Consider the following 21,474-nt stretch of genomic DNA (forward strand, 5'->3'; position numbering starts at 1 on the left):
GAAAATTCGTCACCATCGTAGATACATCGCGATTGCTGAGGCAACGCGGCGAGGTCGAGATTGTCCTCCGGTGACAATGCCCGCCGTGAATTTCATTCATGCGCGACGGTGCCGAGCGACCGCATGATTTCTACCGTTGTCGTCATGCCCTGACCCCGTCCTGAGGACCGCTCATGAATCTTTCGACTCTCCCGGACCGTCGCGCCGCCGCCGCACCGGACGCAGCCGCCGTCGCCGACGACAGCACCGACCTGAACAACACAGGATTCTTGGACGCTGTGCGGCGCGCCGCCGGTACCCTGCGCGCCGCGGGAGTCTCGAGCGGCGACGTGGTCGCAATCATGTTGCCCAACACTGCTGCCTTTGTCGTATCCCTGTTCGCTACCTGGCGTGTGGGTGCCACGGTCACCCCTATCGACCCGTCGCTGACCGCCGCAGAGGCCGACCGCCAGCTGACCGACACGGGCGCCAAAGCCCTGATCACCGCAGGGCCGCCCGCCACCGGCGCTCCGGTCCACGCCGTCATACCCGCCGATGATCTCACCACCGCAGAACCCGATGCCGTGGAACCCGCACAGCCTCGCAACGACACACTGGCGCTGCTCATTTGTACCAACGGCACCATGGACAAACCCAACAGCGTGACGGTCGACCATGCCAACCTCAACGCCATGTGCTCCATGGTGATCGAGGCATTCGAACTCACCGGAGCCGACCACAGCCTGCTGACCCTGCCGCTGTTTCACGTCAACAGCATCGTGGTCGGCACCTTGTCACCGCTACTGGCCGGTGGCCACGCCACCATGGCCTTCAGCCCGAAGACGTTCGTCGACCGAATCGAGCGCAACCGTGCCACATACATCTCCGCAGTCCCGACCACGTATGCACTGCTGTCGGGTCTGCCCGACGAAATTCGACCGAACACCTCATCGGTACGATTCGCCATCTGCGGCGAGGCTCCGGCAGGCATCGAACTGCTGACCGAATTCGAACACCGCTACGGAATACCGATCATCGACGGTTATGTCTCCGAAGTTCCCGCACGCGTACGCTCGTACTGGTCACCGGAATCCGCAAGACGGACACCGTCGGAATTCGCTTGCCGGGCAAGCTGATTCGGGCCGCTGTCCGGAGCGTTCCGGTCGGGCCTCTCGATGGAAACGGCCGGCCACCAAATCCCGCGAATGCATGGCGACCTGCTCCACGACGCGTGAGGCTCATCGGAGGTGACACGTTCGGCCCCTCCTGGTGCGGAGTGACCGTGTTCAGGGCCGCGCCACGCTGAGATGACGGCGGAACCAGTCGAGGGCCAGATCCGCCACCTGCTCGAGTGCGCCGGGCTCTTCGAACAGGTGTGTCGCGAGAGGAACAACATCGATCTCGCTCGGACACGGCATTCGCAGCCGGGCCTCTCGATTCAGTTCCAGTACTCGCTTGTCGTTACCGCCGACGATAAGCAGCGTCGGTACGCGCACCAGCGCCAGCCGTGGACCGGCCAGGTCGGGGCGGCCGCCTCGAGAGACGACGGCGGCAACCTCGATACCGGGTTCGGTGGCCGCCCACAGAGCGGCACCCGCTCCGGTGCTCGCCCCGAAATATCCGGTGAGAAGGCCGCTGACTGCAGGCCGCGTGCGCAGCCAGCAGGTGACGTCGACGAGACGATGGGCGAGCATCTCGATATCGAAAACGCGGGCACGATCTCCCTCCTCGTCCGCGGTAAGCAGGTCGACCAGCATCGTCGCGAATCCCGCACGATTCAGTACATCAGCGACGAATCTGTTCCTCGGACTGCGCCGACCACTACCGCTCCCGTGCGCGAAGACGATCAGAGCGGCGGAGTTCTGCGGGACGGCCAGTAGCCCCGTCAGCCGGACAGACTCCGACGGCACGGTGACCTCGTCGGACCACGTCAAAGGATCGGATGCAGAGGGCGGCATCGAACACCTCCTGGTATTTGGAGTACTCGACCAGTCGGTCATGCGCAAGAGGTAGGGCAATCCCGCTGCGGCAAGCCAGCGACTGGATCGGAAACCGCCCGGCGCGGTAGGCGGCGCTCGGCGGATCACCGTCCGCGCGACAGCGCACCCACCGCATGTCGCACGAAGTCGGACCCGCTTCCGTGAGTGTGTTCCTCGAGCACTCGACCGATCTCGGAAAGCACTTCGGGCGTGGTCATCTCGTCGTGCGTGACGTCGAGCTGATAGGTGGCTACGGTTCCCGCGATATGCCTGCGCCAACGCCGTGCCGCGGTGTTCGGATCGGCCTTCACGGCGCCCTCGTGGTCGCGTGCCGCGGCGAAGAAGACCAGATCGCCGTCGTATCGCCGCGGATGGTGGCACTCGACCATGCGCACCGCCGCGTTGTAGGAGGCGGTCCACCGCTCCAGGTCGGCGCCGGTCACGTCGAGTGCGCCCGCCGGACTGTGCCGGAGTGCCGCGGCGGCCGCCGTCGCACTCAGTGCGCTCGATTCGATGGGCAGGCCGAGCATCGGGCCGAACTTGTGGACGAATTGACCGGGGGTGAGCTGATCGGGTGGCTCGAGGTGCCGCACCGCCAGATCGGTGTCGAGCAACACCAGCCGCACATGCTCACCGGCGCGCCGCAGCCGTGCCGCCATCTCGTGCGCGACGAATCCGCCGAAGGACCAGCCCAACAGCTCGTACGGGCCGCGCGGCGCGATCTTGCGGATCTCGCGCACATAGCGGTCGGCGTACTGACCGATGGTCGCCGGACCGCAGCCGCCGGGTCCGGCCGCCAATGTCGGCGACTGCAGCCCGTAGATCGGGCGGCGCGGGTCGACATACGCGCCGAGCCCGGCATAGCACCAGGCCACGCCCGAGGCGGGTGCTACACAGAACAGCGGTGGCAGGTCGATGCCCTCGGTTCTGGCTCGGATCGGCAGCACCACCTCCACGGCCGCTCGCATCGCTGCGGCGGTTTCCTTCGGTCCCGCCGCGCCCTTGTCGATGCGTTCGGCCAAGCCGGCGACTGTCGGATCGGTGAACACGGCCAGCACCGTGACCTCGGTGTGCAAGGCCGCCCCGAGCAGCCGTGCCGTCATGACCGCGCTCAGTGAATTGCCACCCAGATCGAAGAAGGAATCGTCGATACCGATGCCTTCGATGTCGAGCACCTTTTCGAATACATCGATGATGGTCCGCTCGCGGTCGGTCCGTGGCGCCCGGTGGGCGCGGCGCGGCGCGGCGCGTAGGTCCGGTACAGGCAGGGCAGCGCGGTCGAGTTTGCCGACCGGTGTGATCGGAATGCTGTCCAGCGAGACGATGACGGCGGGCACCATAGAGGCGGGCAGCGCCGAAGCGATCCGGCGGCGTACCTCATCGATATCCAACCGCACCCCGTCGGTGGGCAGTACGTAGGAAACCAGCAGGGTGGCGCCCGCCGGGCCTTCCTGCCCGGTGGTGATCGCGAACTCGATCTCCGGCAGCCCGGTAAGTGCGCTGTCGACTTCGCCGAGTTCGACCCGCAGGCCGCGAATCTTCACCTGAAAGTCGATGCGGCCCACATATTCCAGCGTGCGGGCATCCGCGCGCCAGCGCACCAGGTCCCCGGTGCGGTACATCCGCGCGCCCGCGGTGTCGAACGGATTCGCGACGAAACGCGTGGCGGTCAGGCCGCACCGGTCCAGATAGCCGCGCGCCAACGCAGGACCGGCCAGCCACAGTTCACCGACCGTGCCCGCGGGCACCGGCTGCAGCCAGGAGTCCAGCACCAGCACAGCCGTGCCGCAGATCGGGGTGCCGATGGAGACCGGCTCGTCGGCAGCCAGTTCGCTTCCGGTTGCCCAGATAGTGAATTCGCTCGGGCCGTACAGATTGAGCATGCGACGGCCGGTTGCCCACTCGGCCACCAGTTCCGGACCGCATGCCTCGCCCGCGACAGCGAGCACCTGTAGGTCGGGTAGATTGGTCGGCTCCATGGTGGACAGCACCGATGGGGTAATCACCACGTGGCTGACGTGTTCGTCGCGCAACAGATCTTCCAGTGCCGCACCGGCATACACCTCCGGGCGCGCCACCACCATCCGCCCACCGGATCCGTGCGCCATCAGCAGCTCGAACATCGAAGCGTCGAAACTCGGCGACGCCACATGCAGGACGCTCGCGGCGGAATCAACGAGCAGCGATTTCTGTTGTGCGGCAACGACACCCGCGATGCCACGGTGCCCGATCTGCACCGCCTTCGGCGTGCCGGTGGAACCGGAGGTGTAGATCAGATAGGCGGCCTGATCCGGGTGTATCCCGCCGCCCCGCTCGCAGTCGGTGATCGGCGCGGTCGAGCGGGTGACCGAGGCAGCCGCGGTGGCGACATCATCGAGTTGCAGCCAGTCCACCGCATCCGGCAGCTTCGCGCGACAGCCGGTGGTGGTGAGGCCGAGATCGGCCCTGGCATCGGCGACGAGGTAGGCGATCCGGTCGGCCGGATGGCCGGGATCGAGCGGGACGAACGCGGATCCCGTCTTCGCGACAGCCCACACCGACACCACCGATTCCACCGAGCGGGCGAGGGCGAGCAGCACCCGCCTGTCGGGGCCTGCGCCGTGCTCGAGCAGCAATCGAGCCAGCTGATTCGAGCGCAGGTCCAGTTCGCGGTAGGTCAGGTGGATGCCATTGCACGACAGCGCGATCGTCTCGGGTGCGCGGGTGACGACCGCATCGAGGATCGCGGGCAGCGTCTGCGGTTCCGGCGCGGGCGGTCCTGACACCATCGCCACCGCCGCGGCCGGATGGAGGGCGGCCAGCTTTGTCCTGTTGCCAGTGGCGAGTTGTGCCAGCAGCCCCTCGAAATGGTCGAGCAACCCGGCTGCCAGCGGGGTGTCCATGACGCCCCTGCGGTACTTCAACGTCACCTTCAGCGTTTCGGTCCGCTCGCCATCGGCGTCGTCGGTGCGGCGCGGCAGTACTTGCAGACACAGCGGATAGGGCGTGCTGTCGGTGGCGGTGACGTCGAGCACCCGCATACCGGCAATGTCGGGCATCTCGGCCAGCGCCTGTCGATCGAGCGGATAGGACTCGAACACAATTGCGGTGTCGAATAATTCGCGATGCCCGACAACATCGAGGGTGTCGACCAAATCGGCGTGCTGATGGTCGAGTAATGCGGCCTGCTCGGATTGGATGCGGCACAACAGTTCGGCGATGGTCAGGCTCGGGTCCAGCCGCACCCGGACCGGAACCGTATTGATGAACAGGCCGATGGTCGATTCCACATCGGCAAGCTGGGGTGGGCGACCGGAGACCGTGGCGCCGAAGACGACGTCGTCGTGGCCGGTGCGCGCGCGGAGAACCAGTGCCCATGCGGCCTGCACGGCGGTGTTCACGGTGACGCCCAGGGTGCGGGAAAACTCCCGCAGCCCAGCCACTGTTCGGGTGTCGATCTCGCACGACACCGCACCGGCCGCTGCTGCGGGAGAGCCCGCCGCGGCCGCCAGGGTCGGTGCGTCGATCCCCGTGAGGGTCTGTGCCCACGCGTTTCTGGTCGCTTCCGTGTCCTGTGTCGCGAGCCAGGCCAGAAACTCCCGATAGGACGGTGCGGCTGGCAGTCCGCGCGTATCGCCGTCGGTCGCATACAAGGTCAGCAGCTCCCGCACCAGTAGCGGCGTCGACCAGCCGTCCAGCACGATGTGGTGGTTGGTGAACAGCAAGCGATAGGTCTGGGCTCCGAGGCGGATCAAGTGCAGTCGTAGCAGCGGCGGATGTGCCAGATCGAAGCGCATTGTCGCGTCCTCGGCGACCAGTCTTTCGTATTCGGCGCGTGCCGAGTCCTCCGGTAGCCACGCCAGGTCGGTGGTGCGCCAGTCGATCTCGGCCGACCCGACGACGAGCTGTCGAACCCCGCCGTCGGAGGCCACGAATGCGGTCCGCAGACTGTCGTGGCGAGCCAGCGCCGCGGCCGCGGCGCGACGCAGCCGATCATCGTCGACAGTTCCCGCCAGTGACAGTACGAGCTGCACTACATAGTCGTCGACACCGTTGTCGAAACACGCATGGAAGTACAGTCCGAACTGCAGCGGCGAAAGCGGCCACACATCGGCCAACGTCGGGTATTGCCGCTCCCAGCCGTCGATATCCCGCTGTGTGCAGGCGGCGAGCGGGAAGTCCGACGGGGTGTGTCCGCCCGTCTCGACCTCTTCGGCATGTCGGGCCAGCGCGCCGAGCGCCTCGACCCAGAGGTGCGCCAGCGCCTCGACCTCGTCGGTGTGAAGGATCTCGGCGGCGAAAGTCCAGGTGGCGGCGATCTCGTCGCCGTCGGACATCGCATCGACATCGACCACCGCGGGCAACGCCATCGCAGCATCCCGGGTGACCGCGAACGGTGCGCCGGAACCGGAAATCGCCGGGCGGGGCAGCCACGGCCCCGACAGACCCCGGGTAGGGACTCGGCCGAGATAATTGAAGCCGATCTGCGGGGCGGGCAGGTCGGCCAGCACGGTCGCCGTGTCGGGGTTGAGGTGGCGCAGCAAGCCGTAGCCGATGCCGTTGTCCGGCACTGCGCGCAGCTGCTCCTTGATTTGCTTGATCGCCCGGCCGGCATGCAAGCCACCGGCGAAGGCATTGTCGATGTCGATCCCGCTGAGATCGAGGTCGACGGGGAACACCGTGGTGAACCAGCCGACGGTGCGGGCAAGATCCGCCCTCGGCGCAGGTGTATCCCCCCGTGCGACAGCAGGACTCACATCAGCATCCCCCGGGTCGGCACTCGATCCGGGTGCAACGTCTGCGCCGCCGCGGGATGCCGCGTTGCGGGCGGCGTCCTCCTCACGGCCGTGGCCTTCCAGCGCAACCAGCGTGTGTGCAGTCTCCACCGCGCCGCGTTCTGCTCGCCAGCGGGACACCGCCAATGCGAGCGCGGTCAACAGCACGTCGTTGGCGCCGCCGTGGAAGCGTTCCACAGCAGTGCCGAGCGCAGCCGCCGCGATGTCCGCGGGCACCCGGATATCGATACGACCCATAGTCGCCGCGGTGTCGCGGACCGGATCCAGCTGCCGCACATCGAGACCGGCGTCACGCAGGTCGAGCGCCTCCCGCCAGAAAGGCAATTCGGCGGCCCGGACCCGGTGTACCGCCTCGTCGGCCAGCGCCCGCGCCCAACGGCGCAGCGTGGTGCCGACCGGTTCCAGCGCGGGCGGCTGCCCCGCCATCAGCTGCGCCCACGCGTGTGCCAGGTCGGGCAGGATGATCCGCCACGACACCCCGTCGACCACCAGATGGTGCAGCACCAGCCACAACGAATCAGTTCGATCCCCGCTGCGTTCCAGCCACACGGCCCGCACCATTTCGCCGGCGGCCGGATCCAGCTCGTCGGCGGCGATCCGCAACTTTCGAGCGGCCCAGCTGCCGTCTCCAGCAGCGGTGTCCTGGGTGGCACGCTCGCCGCTGCCGGCACCCGATCGACCCGAAATATCGAGGCCCGCACGCACTTCTCGACCGGCGACCCCGTCCGATGTTGCGGCGGGCCCACGGTCGGACTCGGCCCGATCGACGACGGAATCGAAGCGGCTGTGCCGCAACACGGATTCGGCACGCACCGTGCCGACCGGCCGAGTGACCATCGTCCACGTCTCGCCGGTCCGGTCCAGCCGGGACCGCAGCACGTCGTGGTGGTCGATGACCACCTGCAAGGTGGCGGTCAGAGTGGCATGATCGATGCCCGGTGGGAGTTCGACGAGCACCGCTTGGGCGAAGTGGTCGAAGTTGCCGTGCGCCAGTACCTCGTCGGCGATCGGCATCGGCGCTATCACGCCGATGCCGCCGCCGGGTAGCTCCTCCAGTATCGGTGCCGCACCAGCTACCTCGGTGGCGACGGCGGCCAAGCCGGCAACGGTCTTGCGCTCGAACACATCCCGCGCGGTGAACGCGAGACCGGCCGCGTTCGCCCGCGCGACCAGCTGTACCGAGACGATGCTGTCGCCGCCGAGTGCGAAGAAACTCTGCTCCGCTCCCACCTCGTCCAAGCGCAAGACCTCCGCGAACAGTCTGGCGAGCAGGTGTTCGCGTGATGTCGCGGGCGGGCGCGAGACCTGTTCGTGCGCACCGAAATCCGGGGCAGGCAGTGCGGAGCGATCCACCTTGCCCGCAGTGGTCAACGGCAGCGCCGCGAGCAGCACCACGGCCGAGGGCACCATGTAGTCCGGCAGGAAATCGGCGACGAAGATCGTCAACTCGGCCGGGTCCGGCGCCGAATCCGGCTTGGGCGACACATAGGAGACGAGCACAGTACCGCCGGCCGGTGTGGTGGCGGGGACAGTGACCGCCATGGCCACCTCCGGATGCCGTTCCAGGCAGCTGTCCACCTCGCCTGGCTCGATGCGCAGGCCGCGAATCTGGACCTGCAAGTCGCTGCGGCCGAGGAACTCGAGGCCAAGGCCGTGGTCGGCCCACCGCGCGATGTCACCGGTGCGGTACATCCGGGTGCCGGACGCGGCGAACGGCGCGGCGACGAAACGTGCCGCAGTGAGGGCGAATCGGCCGAGGTAGCCGCGGGCCAGGCCGGGTCCGGTCAGATACAGCTCACCGGCGACGCCCACCGGGACGGGACGGAGTCGGCGGTCGAGAACGACAGCCGTCATCCCGGGCATCGGCCCACCGATCGCGTTCGGAGCATCCGGGTGCATGGGGTCGGTCATTGTCGCCGCGACGGTGGCCTCGGTGGGCCCGTAGCTGTTCACCAGGCGAACCCGGAAGGCCCAACGCGACACCACATCTACCGGGCACACATCCCCGCCGACGACCACCGCACGCAGCGCGGGTACCTCGGCGGGGTCGATCGAAGCGAGCACCGCCGGGGCGATCGAGAGCTGGGTGACGTCGTTGCTGCGCAGTACCGCGGCGAACTCCGGTCCCGCGTAGGCCTGCGGCGGCACGATCACCAAGGTGGCGCCACAGGCGAAGGCCACGAGCAGTTCCTCGATGGAGGAGTCGAAACTGGGCGAATCCGCGTGCCCGAGACGGGATGTCACATCGACGTTCAACGCGCGGCGCGACTCGGCGACCAACGTTGCCAGTCCGCGATGGGTAACGGCTACGCCCTTGGGCAATCCGGTGGATCCGGAGGTGTAGATCACATACACGGTGTTGTCGAGGCGGACCGGGGCGCGACGGTCGGTGTCGGTGATCGGGGCCGCATTCTGCCGTGCGCACAACGTGTCGACGCGCGCGTCGTCCAGGACGAGCCAGTCGATGCCGACAGGCAGCCCTGCCTGCGCCTCGGCGACGGTCAATCCGATGCTCGCGCCGCAATCGGCGAGCATGTGGGCGATCCGATCCGCGGGCAACATCGGGTCGATCGGGACGAAGGCCGCACCGGTTTTCGCCACGGCGGACGCCGCGAGTACCGACCGCACGGACCGTGCGATCACGATGGCGACCGCGCGTTCCGGGCCCGCACCGCGCGCGATGAGCAGCCGGGCCAGCCGGGTCGATTGCGCATCGAGCTCGGCGTAGGTCAGCTGTGTTTCGTCCGAGACAACCGCGACACCGTGCGGATTACGGCGCGCCCCCAGTGCGAGAAGCTCCGGGAACGATTGCGGCGCAACCGGATCCGCTCCCCGCACGGGCGTCAGCTGGGCGTACTCGCCGGGGTCGAGCAGTTCTACCGACGATACCGGCCGCTGCGGCCCGGCCGCGAGGAACCGGTGCAGGTAGCCGACGAACCGCCGATGGTGGCGCGCCAGTTCCGCCTCGGTGTAGAGATTCGGGTTGGCTTGGAAGTCGATATTGGTGCTCTCGCCACCGATGCCCGGATACAGATTGACGAACAGGTCGTCGATGACCCCCGAGGTGAGCACTCGCAGCCGACCGACGGCTTCGCCGAGGACCACCTTGGTATCGAGCGCCATGATGTTGACCGAAGGGCCGAAGCTCGCGACTTGATCGCTCGCGAAGCCGAGGTCTCGGAAGATGTCTTCCTGGCGATAGCGTTGCCTGCGCAGCGCGCCGGTGAGTTCATGCTGAGTGGCGCGGATGGCCGCGCCGACCGTGATCTCTTCGTCGATGGTGATGCGCAGTGGCACCACATTGGCCACCATGCCGCCGGAGTGACGCAGTGCGGCGGTGGTGCGCGCCGAAATAGGCAGGCTCAGCAACACATCGTCGCTCTCGCTGTCCCTGGCGCCGCTGGTGACTCGGGATAGATACGCCGCGAACGCGGCGACCAGAACCGGCGCCGGGCTCGAGTTTGCCGCCCGAGCCACCGATTCGAGCAACTCGGCGGTCTCCTTCGGTAGCGTCGCGCTCACCAGAAGTGGATGCGCATCCGCCACCGCCACCGCGCCGGACAGGCTCACCGCGGCCGGTGCCCCGTCCAGCCGCTGGGTCCAATACGCACCGTCGGAGTGGAAGCGCTCGGAATCGCGGTAGGCGGCGTCAGCAGCGACGATGTCGGTCAGGCACTGCGCCCGCGACGGCGGCACCGGCGTCCCGTTGACGGCGGCGGTGTAGAGTTCGGCGATCCGGCCGACCATCGTTGCGGCCGCGTAGCCGTCCAGCGCGATGTGGTGGATCCGGCAGTACCACAGCCAGGTGTCCTCGCCGATGCGCAGACCCGCGCCCTTCACCAGGCGATCGTGCAGGAGATCCAGCGGCGCGGTGTAGTCCGCGTGCATCCATTCTCGGGCCGCTCGCATCGGATCCGGTTCCGCGCGCAGATCGATGATCGCCTGCTCGGTCTCCATCGTCGGGTCCACGATCTGGTACGGGATGCCGTCGATCTCGATCAGGCGCAGGTAGCCGGTGCCGAACTCACGGCCGGCGCGACAACTCGCAGCGATCATGGCATCGAGGTCGATGTCGCCGATGCTCTCGATGTACTGAGCCATGGAGATCGGCACGGAACCGGCGACCTGCTGTGCGAACCAGATACCACGCTGCGCCGCCGAGAGCGGAAACGGCCCGGCCTCCATATCCCGTGTCGTCGTGGGATCGGTGTCTACATCCGCCGGTCGGTACCGCATGTGTTCCTCGCTCGAGCTATTCCTTGCCACCGACCACCGGGTGTAAGGACGCTCCCGCAAATCGCCGCATTCGAACCTCTCGCTGCACGCGTCTTACATCCTGATGCCACGTCTGGATGACCCGAGGGGGGCGTATCCTTCGCCCTGTCAGGCGTACGACCTGCCCTGGACCTAATCCTGTCTACCACTGAATCGTGCCACCGATGTTCACGGGTTACACGACAAAAACGAAATGCGGTGTGCGAGAAGTTCACCTCCGTGCCGAAATGATCGAAAAATCTCGTCGATCCAGAAACGAAAACCACTGCGTGACCGGCCGTCGCGGATCTTGCTGAGCGCTATATCACCGCGCGACAGGGTGGGGATGCGGTGTTCGATCGGCCACGATCGACATCGGCGCAGCGAGCGAGGCCATTCGGTGACCAGAATTCTCTGCTGGTCACGTCGACGCGCATCAGCGGTCGTTTTCAGGAGCACGTCCCTGGCGTCAAGGCTCGATCTCAAGGCGAGGTTCATGCTTTTCCGCATCGACTACGTCATGACCAGTATTACGACTACCAAAGAGGTCGCTCGTCGCGAACCCGGAGAGAATTCGCCGAGCGCAGTACCAATGCAGCGCGCATGTTGTTCTCTCGCGCACACAACCGCCACCGAATAGACCTCCTTCATTCGGTGAGTTCTGGCCGTATGTCTTCGACGTGAGCGGGTACGCAATTGGGTGCGAATTAGCGTGACATTTCGCATTCCTGGAATTCAAAACACAAAGTTCCCTGTTCGCACCGCTTCATTGTTCAAGTCTTGTTCGTCGACTCGAGAGTTCGCTCCTATTGCTGGGAATCACATTGGGGCACACGGAGATCAGTAGCGGAGGCCATCGGCGGCAGAGCATAGCCCCCGCATCCCCTCGTCCTTCGAATACATCGGTGTAACAACACAATTAGGCCCGCGCGCCGTTAGCTACTACTGCTCGACGCGGCGCACCCTGGCCAACCAAGCCGCTTCGTCGACCGTACTGCCCGGGGCGAGTCCGAGCTGCTCGGCCTCGACAACCACCTCGGTGACACGACCGCGGTAGCGAACGGGCCGCAACTCCTCCAGCACCCAGCCGCCACCGAACGCGTCGGTAATGGCCTCGCGCCCGATGCGTGGACCGAAACCCGGTTCGGCGGTCGAGAGGGCGAGGACATGGACCAGCCCGCCGGGCTTGCACACCCGGTGCAGACTGCGGACGTAGTCGGTCGGGTCACCGTCGTCGTGTGCGAAGACATGGAACAGCGCGCTGTCGATGATGGTGTCGTAGCGAGGCGCTCGGCCGAGATCCAGCGCATCGGCAACCTCGAAGCGCGCGGAGACACCGTGTGCGTCCGCATTGGCTCTGGCGTAGGCGATCGCGCTCGGCGACAGATCCACCCCGAGTACGTCATAGCCGAGCCGGGCCAGATGAATGGTGTGTTCACCGGCTCCACACCCGACGTCGAGCACCGCGCCGCGCACCAGGCCCTGCGCGATCACGTCGACGATCGCGGGCTGCGGCTCTCCGATCACCCATGGCGCAGCACCGCTGTCATAGACGGAATTCCAGAACTCGGCGGATTGAATCATGCCTCCAGTGTCCAACCTCGACTTTGATTGATGTCAATGCCGATCTCGCTGATACCTGGCACAGATGACAGAGGCCGATGCGGCCGTGGAGCTATGTAAGGCGCGGGACGAAGACGCGGAGTCCATTGCGGTGATCGGGTACGCCGGAGCCCGACAGCCATCATCGACGATGCGCCATGTCGTACCACTCGTGGGGAACCGACCAATCCCACCGCACGGCAGGCTGTGTGTCGACGGGGTTGGCGCGAGCCCACTCCGCGTAGCACCGCGCCGATCCGCCGAAGCACGCTCCGCACAGGATCAATCCACGAAGCAGGGAGCGCCACAGGGTGCGGCCTGAATTGCGTCGCGGCATCGCGACCTCCTCGACGGTGACAGCGGTTCCGAGCAGCCAATGCCTCAGGTCACGGACGATACCGCCGGGTGACGCCGGAGGAACGCGAAATGAAAGTTGTCGGTGCCCAGTGGCACGATCGGTGCATGGTCACCGTCGAGGACGTGCGCGGACTTGCACTCACCCTCCCCCGTTCCTACGAGGCGATCGTGGCGGACCGCGTCAAGTTCCGCGTCGGTCGGATCGTGTATCTCGCCTTCTCCCGCGACGAGTCGATCATGGGCTTCGCCTTTCCCAAGCAGGAACGCGCCGCACTCATCGCGGCCGAACCGGAGAAGTTCCGAATGCCGCGGGTGTCGGATCAGCGCTACAACTGGGTCGACTGCTGGACGGCCGCCATCGACGAGCAGGAGATGCGCGAACTCGTCCTCGACGCGTGGCGCATGGTGGTGCCGAAATTTCTGCACGATCACCCGAGCACGTCCGACCAGTAGTCCGGCTCGCGTCCATCGCGCCCGCGGCGGCTCGGCACGAGCGATCGCGGCTGCCGCGGCCGTGCCGACGGTTTAATCTCGGGTATGCGAACTACGTTGCCTGCCAAGGTTGTGGAGGCGATCAACGGCGGATTGCTCGCCCATCTGGTCACGACCAACACCGACGGCTCACCGCACGTCCGCTGCGTGTGGACGCACGCCGAGGCCGATGCACTCACCATTGGGTCGATGGGCCTGGACAAACGCTACGTCCGTAACCTGCAGCGCGATCCCCGCGTCGCGGTGTCCTATGAATCAGGCCGGATCGACGACCACGGTCTTGCCGAATATGCGGTTGTCGAGGGCAATGCCATGGTGGCCGGGCCCGGTGGCCGTGAGCTGCTGAACCGGCTGGCCAAGTTCTACATCGGACCCGACTCCGACTTCCTGTCCGATCCGGCGGCCGGTGCCGGTGACCTCATCCACGTGACCATCACCAAGGTCAGTGGTATCGGCGACTGGCTGAACTGACTCACCTCTCCACCGTGTCACCGAGCGCGGCCGTTCAGGTTCCGATGGCCCGGCGTCCGATTCCCGTTAGCATGCACCGTATGACGCAGAGCCGGAGATGGCGTACGTCGGTGCTGGGAGCCTGCGTGGTCGCGCTGGCCGCCACGGGATGCATCGGTGCAGTCGATCGCGGCGACTTCGAGAACCTGGTACACGAACGGGGCGGCGGGTTGGTGACCGCACTGCCTGCCGCGGCGATCGAGGCATTGCGGGAGCGCTTGGGGGTGGCGGACTTTCAGACCAACGTCATCCTGTTGACCGCGCCGAACTCATCGCAGTTGCGGATCGTCGTGCCCGATCAACCGACCCAGCTCACCCGATTCTTCAGCGAGAAACACGACCTCGCGGGCCCGCAAGCGATGGCGCACTTCCGTATTCGGGTGCCGCAGCAGCCGGAGCAGCTCGACGACTACACGTTCGGTCAGAGGTCGCTGAGCAAACCGACGCCGGTCCAGGTGTCGGCGTCCGATAACCTGGACGGGGAGACGTTTGCGGTCAGCGAGGTGACCGGCTTGTCGCGGATCGAGGACATAGTCGATACTGCACTCGCGCGTAGCGGTCTCGAACAGGGCTATGTATCAACGATTTTGGCGAATCGCTTCACCCGCGACATTCGGATCACAGTCAACGTCACCTCGCCTCGTGCCGCGGCGGTCGCCCAGTTCGACAACGCCGGAGTATTCATTCGGGTGCAGCGAGTATGAGGCTCGGGAAACTGGCGGGGGTCCTCGCCGTGATCGCCGGATGCACCGCGCTTGTCGGATGCTTACTGCCGATTGCGATCTGGCCCGGAGAGGCGAAGCTGACCGCACCGTTGTTCTGCACCGCGCCGTATACCGAGCCGATGGTCGTATCGGATACCTTCGTCGACTCCGAAGGCACCGGGACAAATTTCACACTGTACTGCGTGGGCGATCGCGGCCAGTCCACCGACGAGGGCTTCCTACTGCCGTGGCTCGCACTGTGGGCCGCGCACACGGTGCTCGTCGGCGTAGTGGCGCTGCTGATCGCCGCATCCCACCGCGGCAGGCCTGAAGGTTTCGACGCCAGGCCCGAAATCTCCGACCCGTTGTAGTTCGGGGCACGGGCCGTGCTGTGTGCCGGGTATCGGCATTGCCAGGGTAACGCCGACCAAGACGTGCCCTACCTGCGAAAATAGTGGAGATCCCCGGTGTTCAGGCGTCTGACCGAACCAGCGCACGGTGGCAGAGATCGACGACGAAGCCTTCCGAACTCATCCTCACCACCGCCGGGATAATCCTTGCCGGATCCGGAACCATCGAATGCTCGACGCCATGGGCGGGGCCTGCACGGACCCTGGTCGTCCACCTGACCGACGACCATACGATCGGCGAGCGTCAGTAACGCCAACGTCGTTCGCCGGACCCGACGCTCGGGGCTGGCGTGCACAGCGAGTGGAAGATGTACTGAGGCAAGTAAGTTGAGTCCATGAGTGTCTGGATGGGCCTGATTTCCTTCGCCGCTGTGGCAGGATTGCTCACGTTGATTCCCGGCGTGGATACCGCACTGGTGCTGCGCGCAGCCATTGTCCGAGGCTCCCGCCACGCCTTCGCGACGGCGCTCGGTGTGGGGACCGGTGTGCTGGTCTGGGGCGCCGCCGCGGCGTGCGGCCTTTCGGTGTTGCTCACCACCTCGCATCTGGCCTACACGGTGTTGCGGATCGCGGGCGCTGTGTATCTCGTCTGGCTCGGTGTGAAGACCCTGGTCACGCTGTGGCGCGGTCGCGGGTCCACCACCGACGCCGACCACGCCGAAGGTGACGCGAGCGGTGGTCTGCTGCGCGCGTGGGCGCGCGGCGCGGCCACCAATCTCCTCAATCCGAAGATCGGCGTCTTCTACATCGCGATGCTGCCCCAGTTCATCCCGCCGGAGGCGCCACACCTGGCCATGGGGGTGGCGCTCGCGGTGGTTCACGACGTCGAAGGCATGCTGTGGTTCAGTGTGCTGATATTCGGCGTGCAGTTCACGAGGACATGGATAGCCCGCCCCTCGGTCAAACGGGCGATGGAAGCGATGACCGGCTCGGTCCTGCTGGCATTCGGAGTGAAGCTGGCATTGTCCGAGACACCATGAGCCTTGCGGCTATTTCTCGATTCCTTCGAAGTCGAACAGTCCGTTCCAGGTGAGCTCGGCCTTCCGCACTCGGTCCGACCGCCCCGCGGCAGCAACGTAATCGAACAGCGGGATGTCGGCCATGTCCGCGAGCAGCAGAGCCTGAGCGCGGGCCACGATCTTGTAGGACTCCTCCAAGGTCGCAGCGGCGAGCGCGGCATCGAGCAGGGCGTCCAACTCAGAGTTCTTGTAGTCGACATTGTTGATCGTGGAGAAGCTGTAGTACATGGAGGTCAGGAACTGCAGCATGGTGGGGTAATCGCCCTGCCAGCCGTAACGGAACGCCCTGCCGATGGTCCTCGAATTCACCAGATCTCGAATGTTTTTGAACGTCGGATACGGCGCACCGACCGCATCGATGCCGAGGGTGTTCTTGATGCTGTTCGCGACCGCTTCGACCCACGCTTGGTGGCCACCGTCGGAGTTGTAGGCGATCTCATAACGACCTGACCACGGTGAAATGGCATCCGTCTGCGCCCACACCTTCCTGGCCTCTTCCGGGTTGTACCGCAATACCTCGGAGCCCGGCAGATTTCCGTTGAATCCGGGCAGGGTGCTCGCGGTGAAATCCCGCGCGGGCTTCCGAAGGCCCTGGAAGATGTTCTCAGATATCTGTTCTCGATTGATTGCCATCGACAACGCTTTGCGACGCAGCAGCCCCTCCTCGCCGCCGAAGTGCGGAACATTGGTCTGGATGCCGAGGCATGCTTTGTACGCGATCGGCTTGGTGATCGCTCGGTCGCCCAGCTCTTTTTTGTAGGTCGAGAGCGCCGAGTCCGGGATGATGTCGAGGGTATCGAGGTTGCCTGCCTGCAGATCGGAGTAGGCCGTGTCGAACGACTGGTACATCACGAATCGCAGGCCCTTGTTCTTGGCGGGGCGCCCGCCTCGGTAATCCGGGTTGGGCACCACATCGATCTTGACGTTGTGCTCCCACCTTTCGAACTTGTACGGCCCGTTGCCGACCGGGTTCGCACCGAAGGCCTTCATGTCCTTGAACGCCACTTCGGGTAGCGGATAGAACGCGATGAAGCCCAACGCCGTCTCGAAATCGATAGACGGTTGCTTCAACTCCACGGTGAAGGTTCGGTCGTCGACGACTTTCAGCCCCGACATCGTCTGTGCCGTCGGCTTTTCCGCTGATACCTCGTCATATCCGAGGATCGGGTCGACCATCGAACCCTGCGGCTGCGCATTGGTGGCGAGTGCGCCGTAATTCCAGGCGTCGACGAACGACTTCGCTCCGCGAGGGTTTGTCCCGGATGTAGTTGCGTTCGATCTGCCCGGCGACGGCCAGGACCGCGAAGAACATCGCGCCCATGCCGTTGGGGTCGTAGATACCGGTGTCTCGGGCGCGGCCTCTTTCACCTGGTGGGCCGGCGCGAGCACCCGCTCGAGCTCGGGCCGGACCCTGACACGGGTGCTGGGTTGAAGCGGTCCCCGGGGTGGCCGACTGGACAGTCCCGGCGGGATTTATCTTGCGGTTGAGCATTGCACTTGGAGCGGGCTGCATTGTGTTGGTACGGGTTAGGGCTCGAGCACGATTTTGCCGTGGGTGTGTCGGCGTTCGAGTTCGGTGTAGGCCTGGCGGACCTGTGCCAACGGGTAGACGTTCGCGATCGGGACTTCGAGGTGTCCCTCAGCGATCAGGGCGGCCAATTCGGCGAGTACCTCAGCGCCCGGCCTGGCGTTCGTTCCGGGCTCGGTCATGACTCCGTACTTCGCGGCCGCGGCGAAATCGGCGATGGTATCGATCCGCTCGACCGCGACACCAAGAGCCAGTGCCAGTTCGACGTACCCGCCGCCGTGGGTGTCGATAAAGGCATCGATGCCGCCCGGTGCGGCTGCCTTCATCCGGTCGATGACGCCGTCACCGTATACGACCGGGATCACACCGTGGCTTTGCAGCCACTCGTGGTTGTACTGGCTCGCCAGGCCGATGACCGTGGCTCCGGCACGGCGCGCGAGCTGAACGGCGAGCGAGCCGACTCCTCCGGCTGCGGCGGAGACGACAACGGTCTCCCCCTTGTCGAGTTGCACGGAATGTACTGCCCCCCAGGCAGTCACCCCGGCGACGTACAGGCCGCCAGCCACCTCCCAAGGTACGTCGTTCGGTTTGGCTGTGAGGTTGTCGACGTCGACCAGGACCAACTCGGCCTGAGCGGCCCGCTTCTCGGAGAACCCGATCACCTCGTCGCCGACCGAGAATCGGTCGACTCCGCCGCCGACTTCCGCGACAACCCCGGCGAGATCACTGCCCTGCCCGGACGGAAAGGTCGAGGGAAAGATCTCAGCCATCGCGCCGGATCGGATGGCTGCCTCACCAGGGTTGATGCCTGCCGCTTTGACCCGCACGAGGACCTGCTCGTCCCCGGGCACCGGGCGGTCGATCTCGTCGACCCGCAAGACCTCGATTCCGCCGAACTTGTCGTATCTGACTGCCTTTGTCATTGTCGTGCTTCTCCTGCGACACGCGACGCGCGACTGACTTCGAGAACCGAAATGGTGGCCACCAGTGCGTCTGTCACCAGGACACCGTTCCGGCGTCGTCGAAGAATCCTCCGGTCGGGCCGTCGTCGGGCAGGGTCGCTAGGTGAATCGCGATGGCCGCACCCTGTTGCGGTGTACGGACGCCGCGAAAACCGTTGAGGTCGGTCGCGGTGAAACCCGGGCAACCGCTGTTGATCAATATATTGGTGTCGGTCAGCTCTTTGACGTATTGGATCGTGACGGCGTTGAGAAACGTCTTCGATGCCATGTATGCGGTGATCGCAAAAGAACCGATCTCGGTACTGGGCAGACCGGGCGTGGTTTGCAGGGTGAGAGAGCCGACGCTACTGGACATGTTGACGATGCGCGGAGATACGGAATCGCGCAGCATCGGCAACATCGCGTTGGTAACGCGAATGACACCGATCACATTGGTTTCCACGACGGTCCGCATGGTCGCGGGATCTACCGTGGTGGGTGTCTGTGGATGATCGCCGACGATTGCCGCGTTATTGACCAGGACGTCCAGACCTCCGGCGTGGTCGGCGATGAAACCGGCCGCCTCGGTCACACTTGCGTCGTCGGTCACGTCGAGCGGCACACCGAACGCATCGGTCCCGGCCGCGCGCAACTTCTCCACCGCGGTGTCACGACGGAGCCGATCCCGCGCACCCACACCGATTCGCCAGCCGAGCGCGCCCAGGCCAGCGGCGATCTCGTATCCGATTCCTTTGTTCGCGCCGGTCACCAGCGCGATCGTCTGTTCACTCACATCACCGATCCTGCTGCGGTTGCGGGTGCAGCGTCCAAGACCGATCGGGTGGGCGGCGATACCGCACGGGTATTGGTCGTGGTCATCGCCGGTTACCATGACCTGGTGGAGACGCGGGAGTTGCGATATTTCGTCGCCGTCGCCGAGGAGTTGCACTTCGGGCGGGCGGCACAACGGCTCGCGATGGCGCAACCACCGCTGTCGCGGGCAATCCAGCTGCTCGAACGGCGGCTCGGAGTCGTCCTGCTGCACCGTACCGCTCGCGCAATCACTTTGACCGAGGCCGGGGCGGTGCTGCTGCGGGAGGCCCGGACTGCGCTCGACGCGGTCGAAGCCGCTGAGCGGCGCACCCGTCGTGCCGCGGCCGACCGGCCCGGTGTGGTGCTGGCCACCAAGGCTGGAGCGTCCAGAGAACTGTTGTCGAAGCTGCTGCACGCCTACGCCGCCGAACCGGGCGCCGTGGCAGTCGAGGTGATGCTGTGCGGGCCCGGCCAGCCGGAAAGTCTGCTGCGCAACGGGCGTGCCGATGTTGCTCTGCTCCACCGGCCGTACGACACGACAGCCGGATTCGACACCGAGGACCTGCATACCGAACAGCAGGTCGTGGTCCTGCCCGCGGGTCATCCCTTTGCCAACCGGGCGCATGTGCCGTTGGCCGAGGTCACCACCTTGGCGAACCTGCCCCTGCCGCGCTGGCCTGGACGGGATGGCAGCTATCCGGACGGCCCCGGCCCCCAGGTGCGCGACCATACTCAACTATTCCAACTGATCGCGCTCGGGCTGGCCTGCGCGGTCGTGCCCGAATCGCTGCGAACCCAGCTGCGCGACGATCATGCCGTCGTGCCCGTGCCAGACGCACCGGCCGTCACGACCGTCATCGCTTGGCCACCACACAGCAGATCCAAGGCCGTTGCCGACCTCGTCCACACCGCGACACGCCTCTAACCCGACACCACTGTTCGCCGGCCGTACCGAGCATCAGCGATCTTTCGGGGTACATCCGGATTCGGGGTGCATCCGGAAATGCCGTGTGGCGTGCGGTTCTGAACGGCCACAGCTGAATGTCGAGCACGACCGGTGACGTCAGATATCAGAACAGTGTGTCGCGCATTCGTAAGGGTCGATAGCCGGTCGGCCCGAGTTGCGCCAGCTCGGCGTCGATATCGATATCGACCTCGATCGCGCCGAAGTAGTTGATGTTCTCCCCAGTGGGCCGGGGACACATGCGCCGGCACCTCGTGTCGACCCGGCGGCCTTCGCGCCGCATTTGCTCCACCGCGAGACCGAAATATTCTGTTGCCCAAACGATTACCGCATTCGTCGCCAGGGTCAGGCGCCACATTTGTTCGGCCTGGTCTCGAGATGGCATGCGACTCGATCTCCGAGCGCGACCTCGGCCGGTACAGGGTGATCTTGCCCAGATCCCGGATTCGGGGCGAGAGCTGCAGGCCGAGCAGTTCGAACAACGCGAAGTTGACCAGGGTCACCCCGTGGGTATCGGTCGCATGTCCGGTGATCGGCAGACCCTTGGCGTTGCCCAGGATCTCGTCCAACACGTAGTGCGCCTCGCGCCGCGTCGTGACGATCACCATGGTTCCGTACATGGTGTGCTGATCGGTGACGTGAGTGTGGGTCGACAAGTTCTGGTCGGCGAAGAAATGCGGGACCGTGCGGGCGGTGATCGACTTGCCGCGAGTCGGGAACCGCTGCCTGTCGCTGGAGGACAGGGTGCCGCCGTCGAAAGTCGCGGTGAGCGGCAGCCTTTGGCGGTAGACGCCCGTCGTCAGGGTTCGCCGCGCGCAGCGTATCCTCCCGCACGTCCCCTTCCTCGGTCCACCGCAGAATGTCGTTGGAGATGCCGCAGGCGTCGGCCATGCTGTACAGCCCGAGGTTGGTCGCGCCTGCCAAGCAGGACCGCGATGAGATTGCGTTTCAGATCCGAGCTGCGGGCCTGCTTGCCGGTGGCGTGGGTTACTACCGGAACCCCGATCATCAGCCACCGACCGGACGAACAATGCGACTTGCCAACCACCAGCCACGCTCGACGCGAAGGCACCAACCCATACAAAAGTCTCCGACCGACAAGGCCACAACACACCACAGGAGCTCTGCCACTTCGCCCCTGGGCTCG

At 65.7% G+C, this 21,474-nt stretch carries 12 protein-coding genes and 2 pseudogenes; 7 read left to right on the forward strand and 7 right to left on the reverse strand.

The features are described 5' to 3' along the window. Positions 1-173: 173 nt before the first annotated feature. On the forward strand, positions 174-1,115 hold the full coding sequence (locus tag AB0M74_RS00360) for an AMP-binding protein (protein WP_364899982.1): 942 nt from the start codon (positions 174-176) through the stop codon (positions 1,113-1,115). 150 nt (positions 1,116-1,265) lie between these two features. On the opposite strand, the pseudogene AB0M74_RS00365 reads toward AB0M74_RS00360, so the two are convergent. From AB0M74_RS00365 to AB0M74_RS00375, 3 genes and pseudogenes are all read right to left on the reverse strand, one after another. Continuing rightward, positions 1,266-1,829, reverse strand: a pseudogene (locus AB0M74_RS00365) (phosphoribosyltransferase); the annotation flags it as partial. Between the two features lie 233 nt (positions 1,830-2,062). Next, positions 2,063-10,969: an amino acid adenylation domain-containing protein gene (locus AB0M74_RS00370; protein WP_364899984.1), complete on the reverse strand. Its 8,907-nt coding sequence runs from the start codon at positions 10,967-10,969 to the stop codon at positions 2,063-2,065. 960 nt (positions 10,970-11,929) lie between these two features. Further along, a complete protein-coding gene (locus AB0M74_RS00375) occupies positions 11,930-12,571 on the reverse strand; it encodes a class I SAM-dependent methyltransferase (RefSeq protein ID WP_364899986.1) in 642 nt (213 codons plus the stop codon). A gap of 444 nt (positions 12,572-13,015) precedes the next feature. Here AB0M74_RS00375 and AB0M74_RS00380 point away from each other — a divergent pair, with 444 nt between their 5' ends. The 5 genes from AB0M74_RS00380 (at position 13,016) to AB0M74_RS00400 (ending at position 16,042) form a co-directional block, all read left to right on the forward strand. After that, on the forward strand, positions 13,016-13,399 hold the full coding sequence (locus tag AB0M74_RS00380; RefSeq protein WP_364899988.1) for an MmcQ/YjbR family DNA-binding protein: 384 nt from the start codon (positions 13,016-13,018) through the stop codon (positions 13,397-13,399). 84 nt (positions 13,400-13,483) lie between these two features. Next, on the forward strand, positions 13,484-13,909 hold the full coding sequence (locus tag AB0M74_RS00385; protein WP_364899990.1) for a pyridoxamine 5'-phosphate oxidase family protein: 426 nt from the start codon (positions 13,484-13,486) through the stop codon (positions 13,907-13,909). Between the two features lie 80 nt (positions 13,910-13,989). Next, entirely contained in the window at positions 13,990-14,652 is a 663-nt protein-coding gene (locus AB0M74_RS00390; protein WP_364899992.1) for a hypothetical protein, read from the forward strand. Continuing rightward, positions 14,649-15,023, forward strand: coding sequence for a hypothetical protein (locus AB0M74_RS00395; protein WP_364899994.1), 375 nt, complete (start codon positions 14,649-14,651; stop codon positions 15,021-15,023). Before AB0M74_RS00390 ends, AB0M74_RS00395 begins: the two co-directional genes overlap by 4 nt. 374 nt (positions 15,024-15,397) lie before the next feature. Further along, positions 15,398-16,042 (forward strand): LysE family translocator, encoded by a 645-nt coding sequence (locus tag AB0M74_RS00400; RefSeq protein ID WP_364899996.1) that lies wholly within the window; start codon positions 15,398-15,400, stop codon positions 16,040-16,042. A gap of 9 nt (positions 16,043-16,051) precedes the next feature. Here the strand turns inward: AB0M74_RS00400 and AB0M74_RS00405 are convergent, their stop codons facing one another. From AB0M74_RS00405 to AB0M74_RS00415, 3 genes are all read right to left on the reverse strand, one after another. Next, the gene (locus AB0M74_RS00405; RefSeq protein ID WP_364899997.1) at positions 16,052-17,470 is read right to left on the reverse strand and encodes an ABC transporter substrate-binding protein; all 1,419 of its coding nucleotides are present in this window, start codon (positions 17,468-17,470) and stop codon (positions 16,052-16,054) included. 138 nt (positions 17,471-17,608) lie between these two features. Then, a complete protein-coding gene (locus AB0M74_RS00410) occupies positions 17,609-18,532 on the reverse strand; it encodes an NADP-dependent oxidoreductase (protein WP_364899999.1) in 924 nt (307 codons plus the stop codon). 73 nt (positions 18,533-18,605) lie between these two features. Then, the gene (locus AB0M74_RS00415; RefSeq protein ID WP_364900001.1) at positions 18,606-19,343 is read right to left on the reverse strand and encodes an SDR family oxidoreductase; all 738 of its coding nucleotides are present in this window, start codon (positions 19,341-19,343) and stop codon (positions 18,606-18,608) included. A gap of 105 nt (positions 19,344-19,448) precedes the next feature. On the opposite strand from AB0M74_RS00415, the gene AB0M74_RS00420 reads away from it, so the two are divergent. Continuing rightward, a complete protein-coding gene (locus tag AB0M74_RS00420; protein WP_364900002.1) occupies positions 19,449-20,288 on the forward strand; it encodes a LysR family transcriptional regulator in 840 nt (279 codons plus the stop codon). 145 nt (positions 20,289-20,433) lie between these two features. On the opposite strand, the pseudogene AB0M74_RS00425 reads toward AB0M74_RS00420, so the two are convergent. After that, positions 20,434-21,315, reverse strand: a pseudogene (locus AB0M74_RS00425) (Tn3 family transposase); the annotation flags it as partial. Between the last annotated feature and the right edge of the window lie 159 nt (positions 21,316-21,474).

The sequence above is a fragment of the Nocardia sp. NPDC051463 genome, from assembly GCF_040681975.1.
Taxonomy (GTDB): domain Bacteria; phylum Actinomycetota; class Actinomycetes; order Mycobacteriales; family Mycobacteriaceae; genus Nocardia.

What these genes read in the sequence shown, in the direction of transcription:
- AB0M74_RS00360 (WP_364899982.1), top strand. Translation starts at nt 174, where the DNA reads ATGAATCTTTCGACTCTCCCGGACCGTCGCGCCGCCGCCGCACCGGAC.
- AB0M74_RS00370 (WP_364899984.1), bottom strand. Translation starts at nt 10,969, where the DNA reads ATGCGGTACCGACCGGCGGATGTAGACACCGATCCCACGACGACACGG.
- AB0M74_RS00375 (WP_364899986.1), bottom strand. Translation starts at nt 12,571, where the DNA reads ATGATTCAATCCGCCGAGTTCTGGAATTCCGTCTATGACAGCGGTGCT.
- AB0M74_RS00380 (WP_364899988.1), top strand. Translation starts at nt 13,016, where the DNA reads ATGAAAGTTGTCGGTGCCCAGTGGCACGATCGGTGCATGGTCACCGTC.
- AB0M74_RS00385 (WP_364899990.1), top strand. Translation starts at nt 13,484, where the DNA reads ATGCGAACTACGTTGCCTGCCAAGGTTGTGGAGGCGATCAACGGCGGA.
- AB0M74_RS00390 (WP_364899992.1), top strand. Translation starts at nt 13,990, where the DNA reads ATGACGCAGAGCCGGAGATGGCGTACGTCGGTGCTGGGAGCCTGCGTG.
- AB0M74_RS00395 (WP_364899994.1), top strand. Translation starts at nt 14,649, where the DNA reads ATGAGGCTCGGGAAACTGGCGGGGGTCCTCGCCGTGATCGCCGGATGC.
- AB0M74_RS00400 (WP_364899996.1), top strand. Translation starts at nt 15,398, where the DNA reads ATGAGTGTCTGGATGGGCCTGATTTCCTTCGCCGCTGTGGCAGGATTG.
- AB0M74_RS00410 (WP_364899999.1), bottom strand. Translation starts at nt 18,532, where the DNA reads ATGACAAAGGCAGTCAGATACGACAAGTTCGGCGGAATCGAGGTCTTG.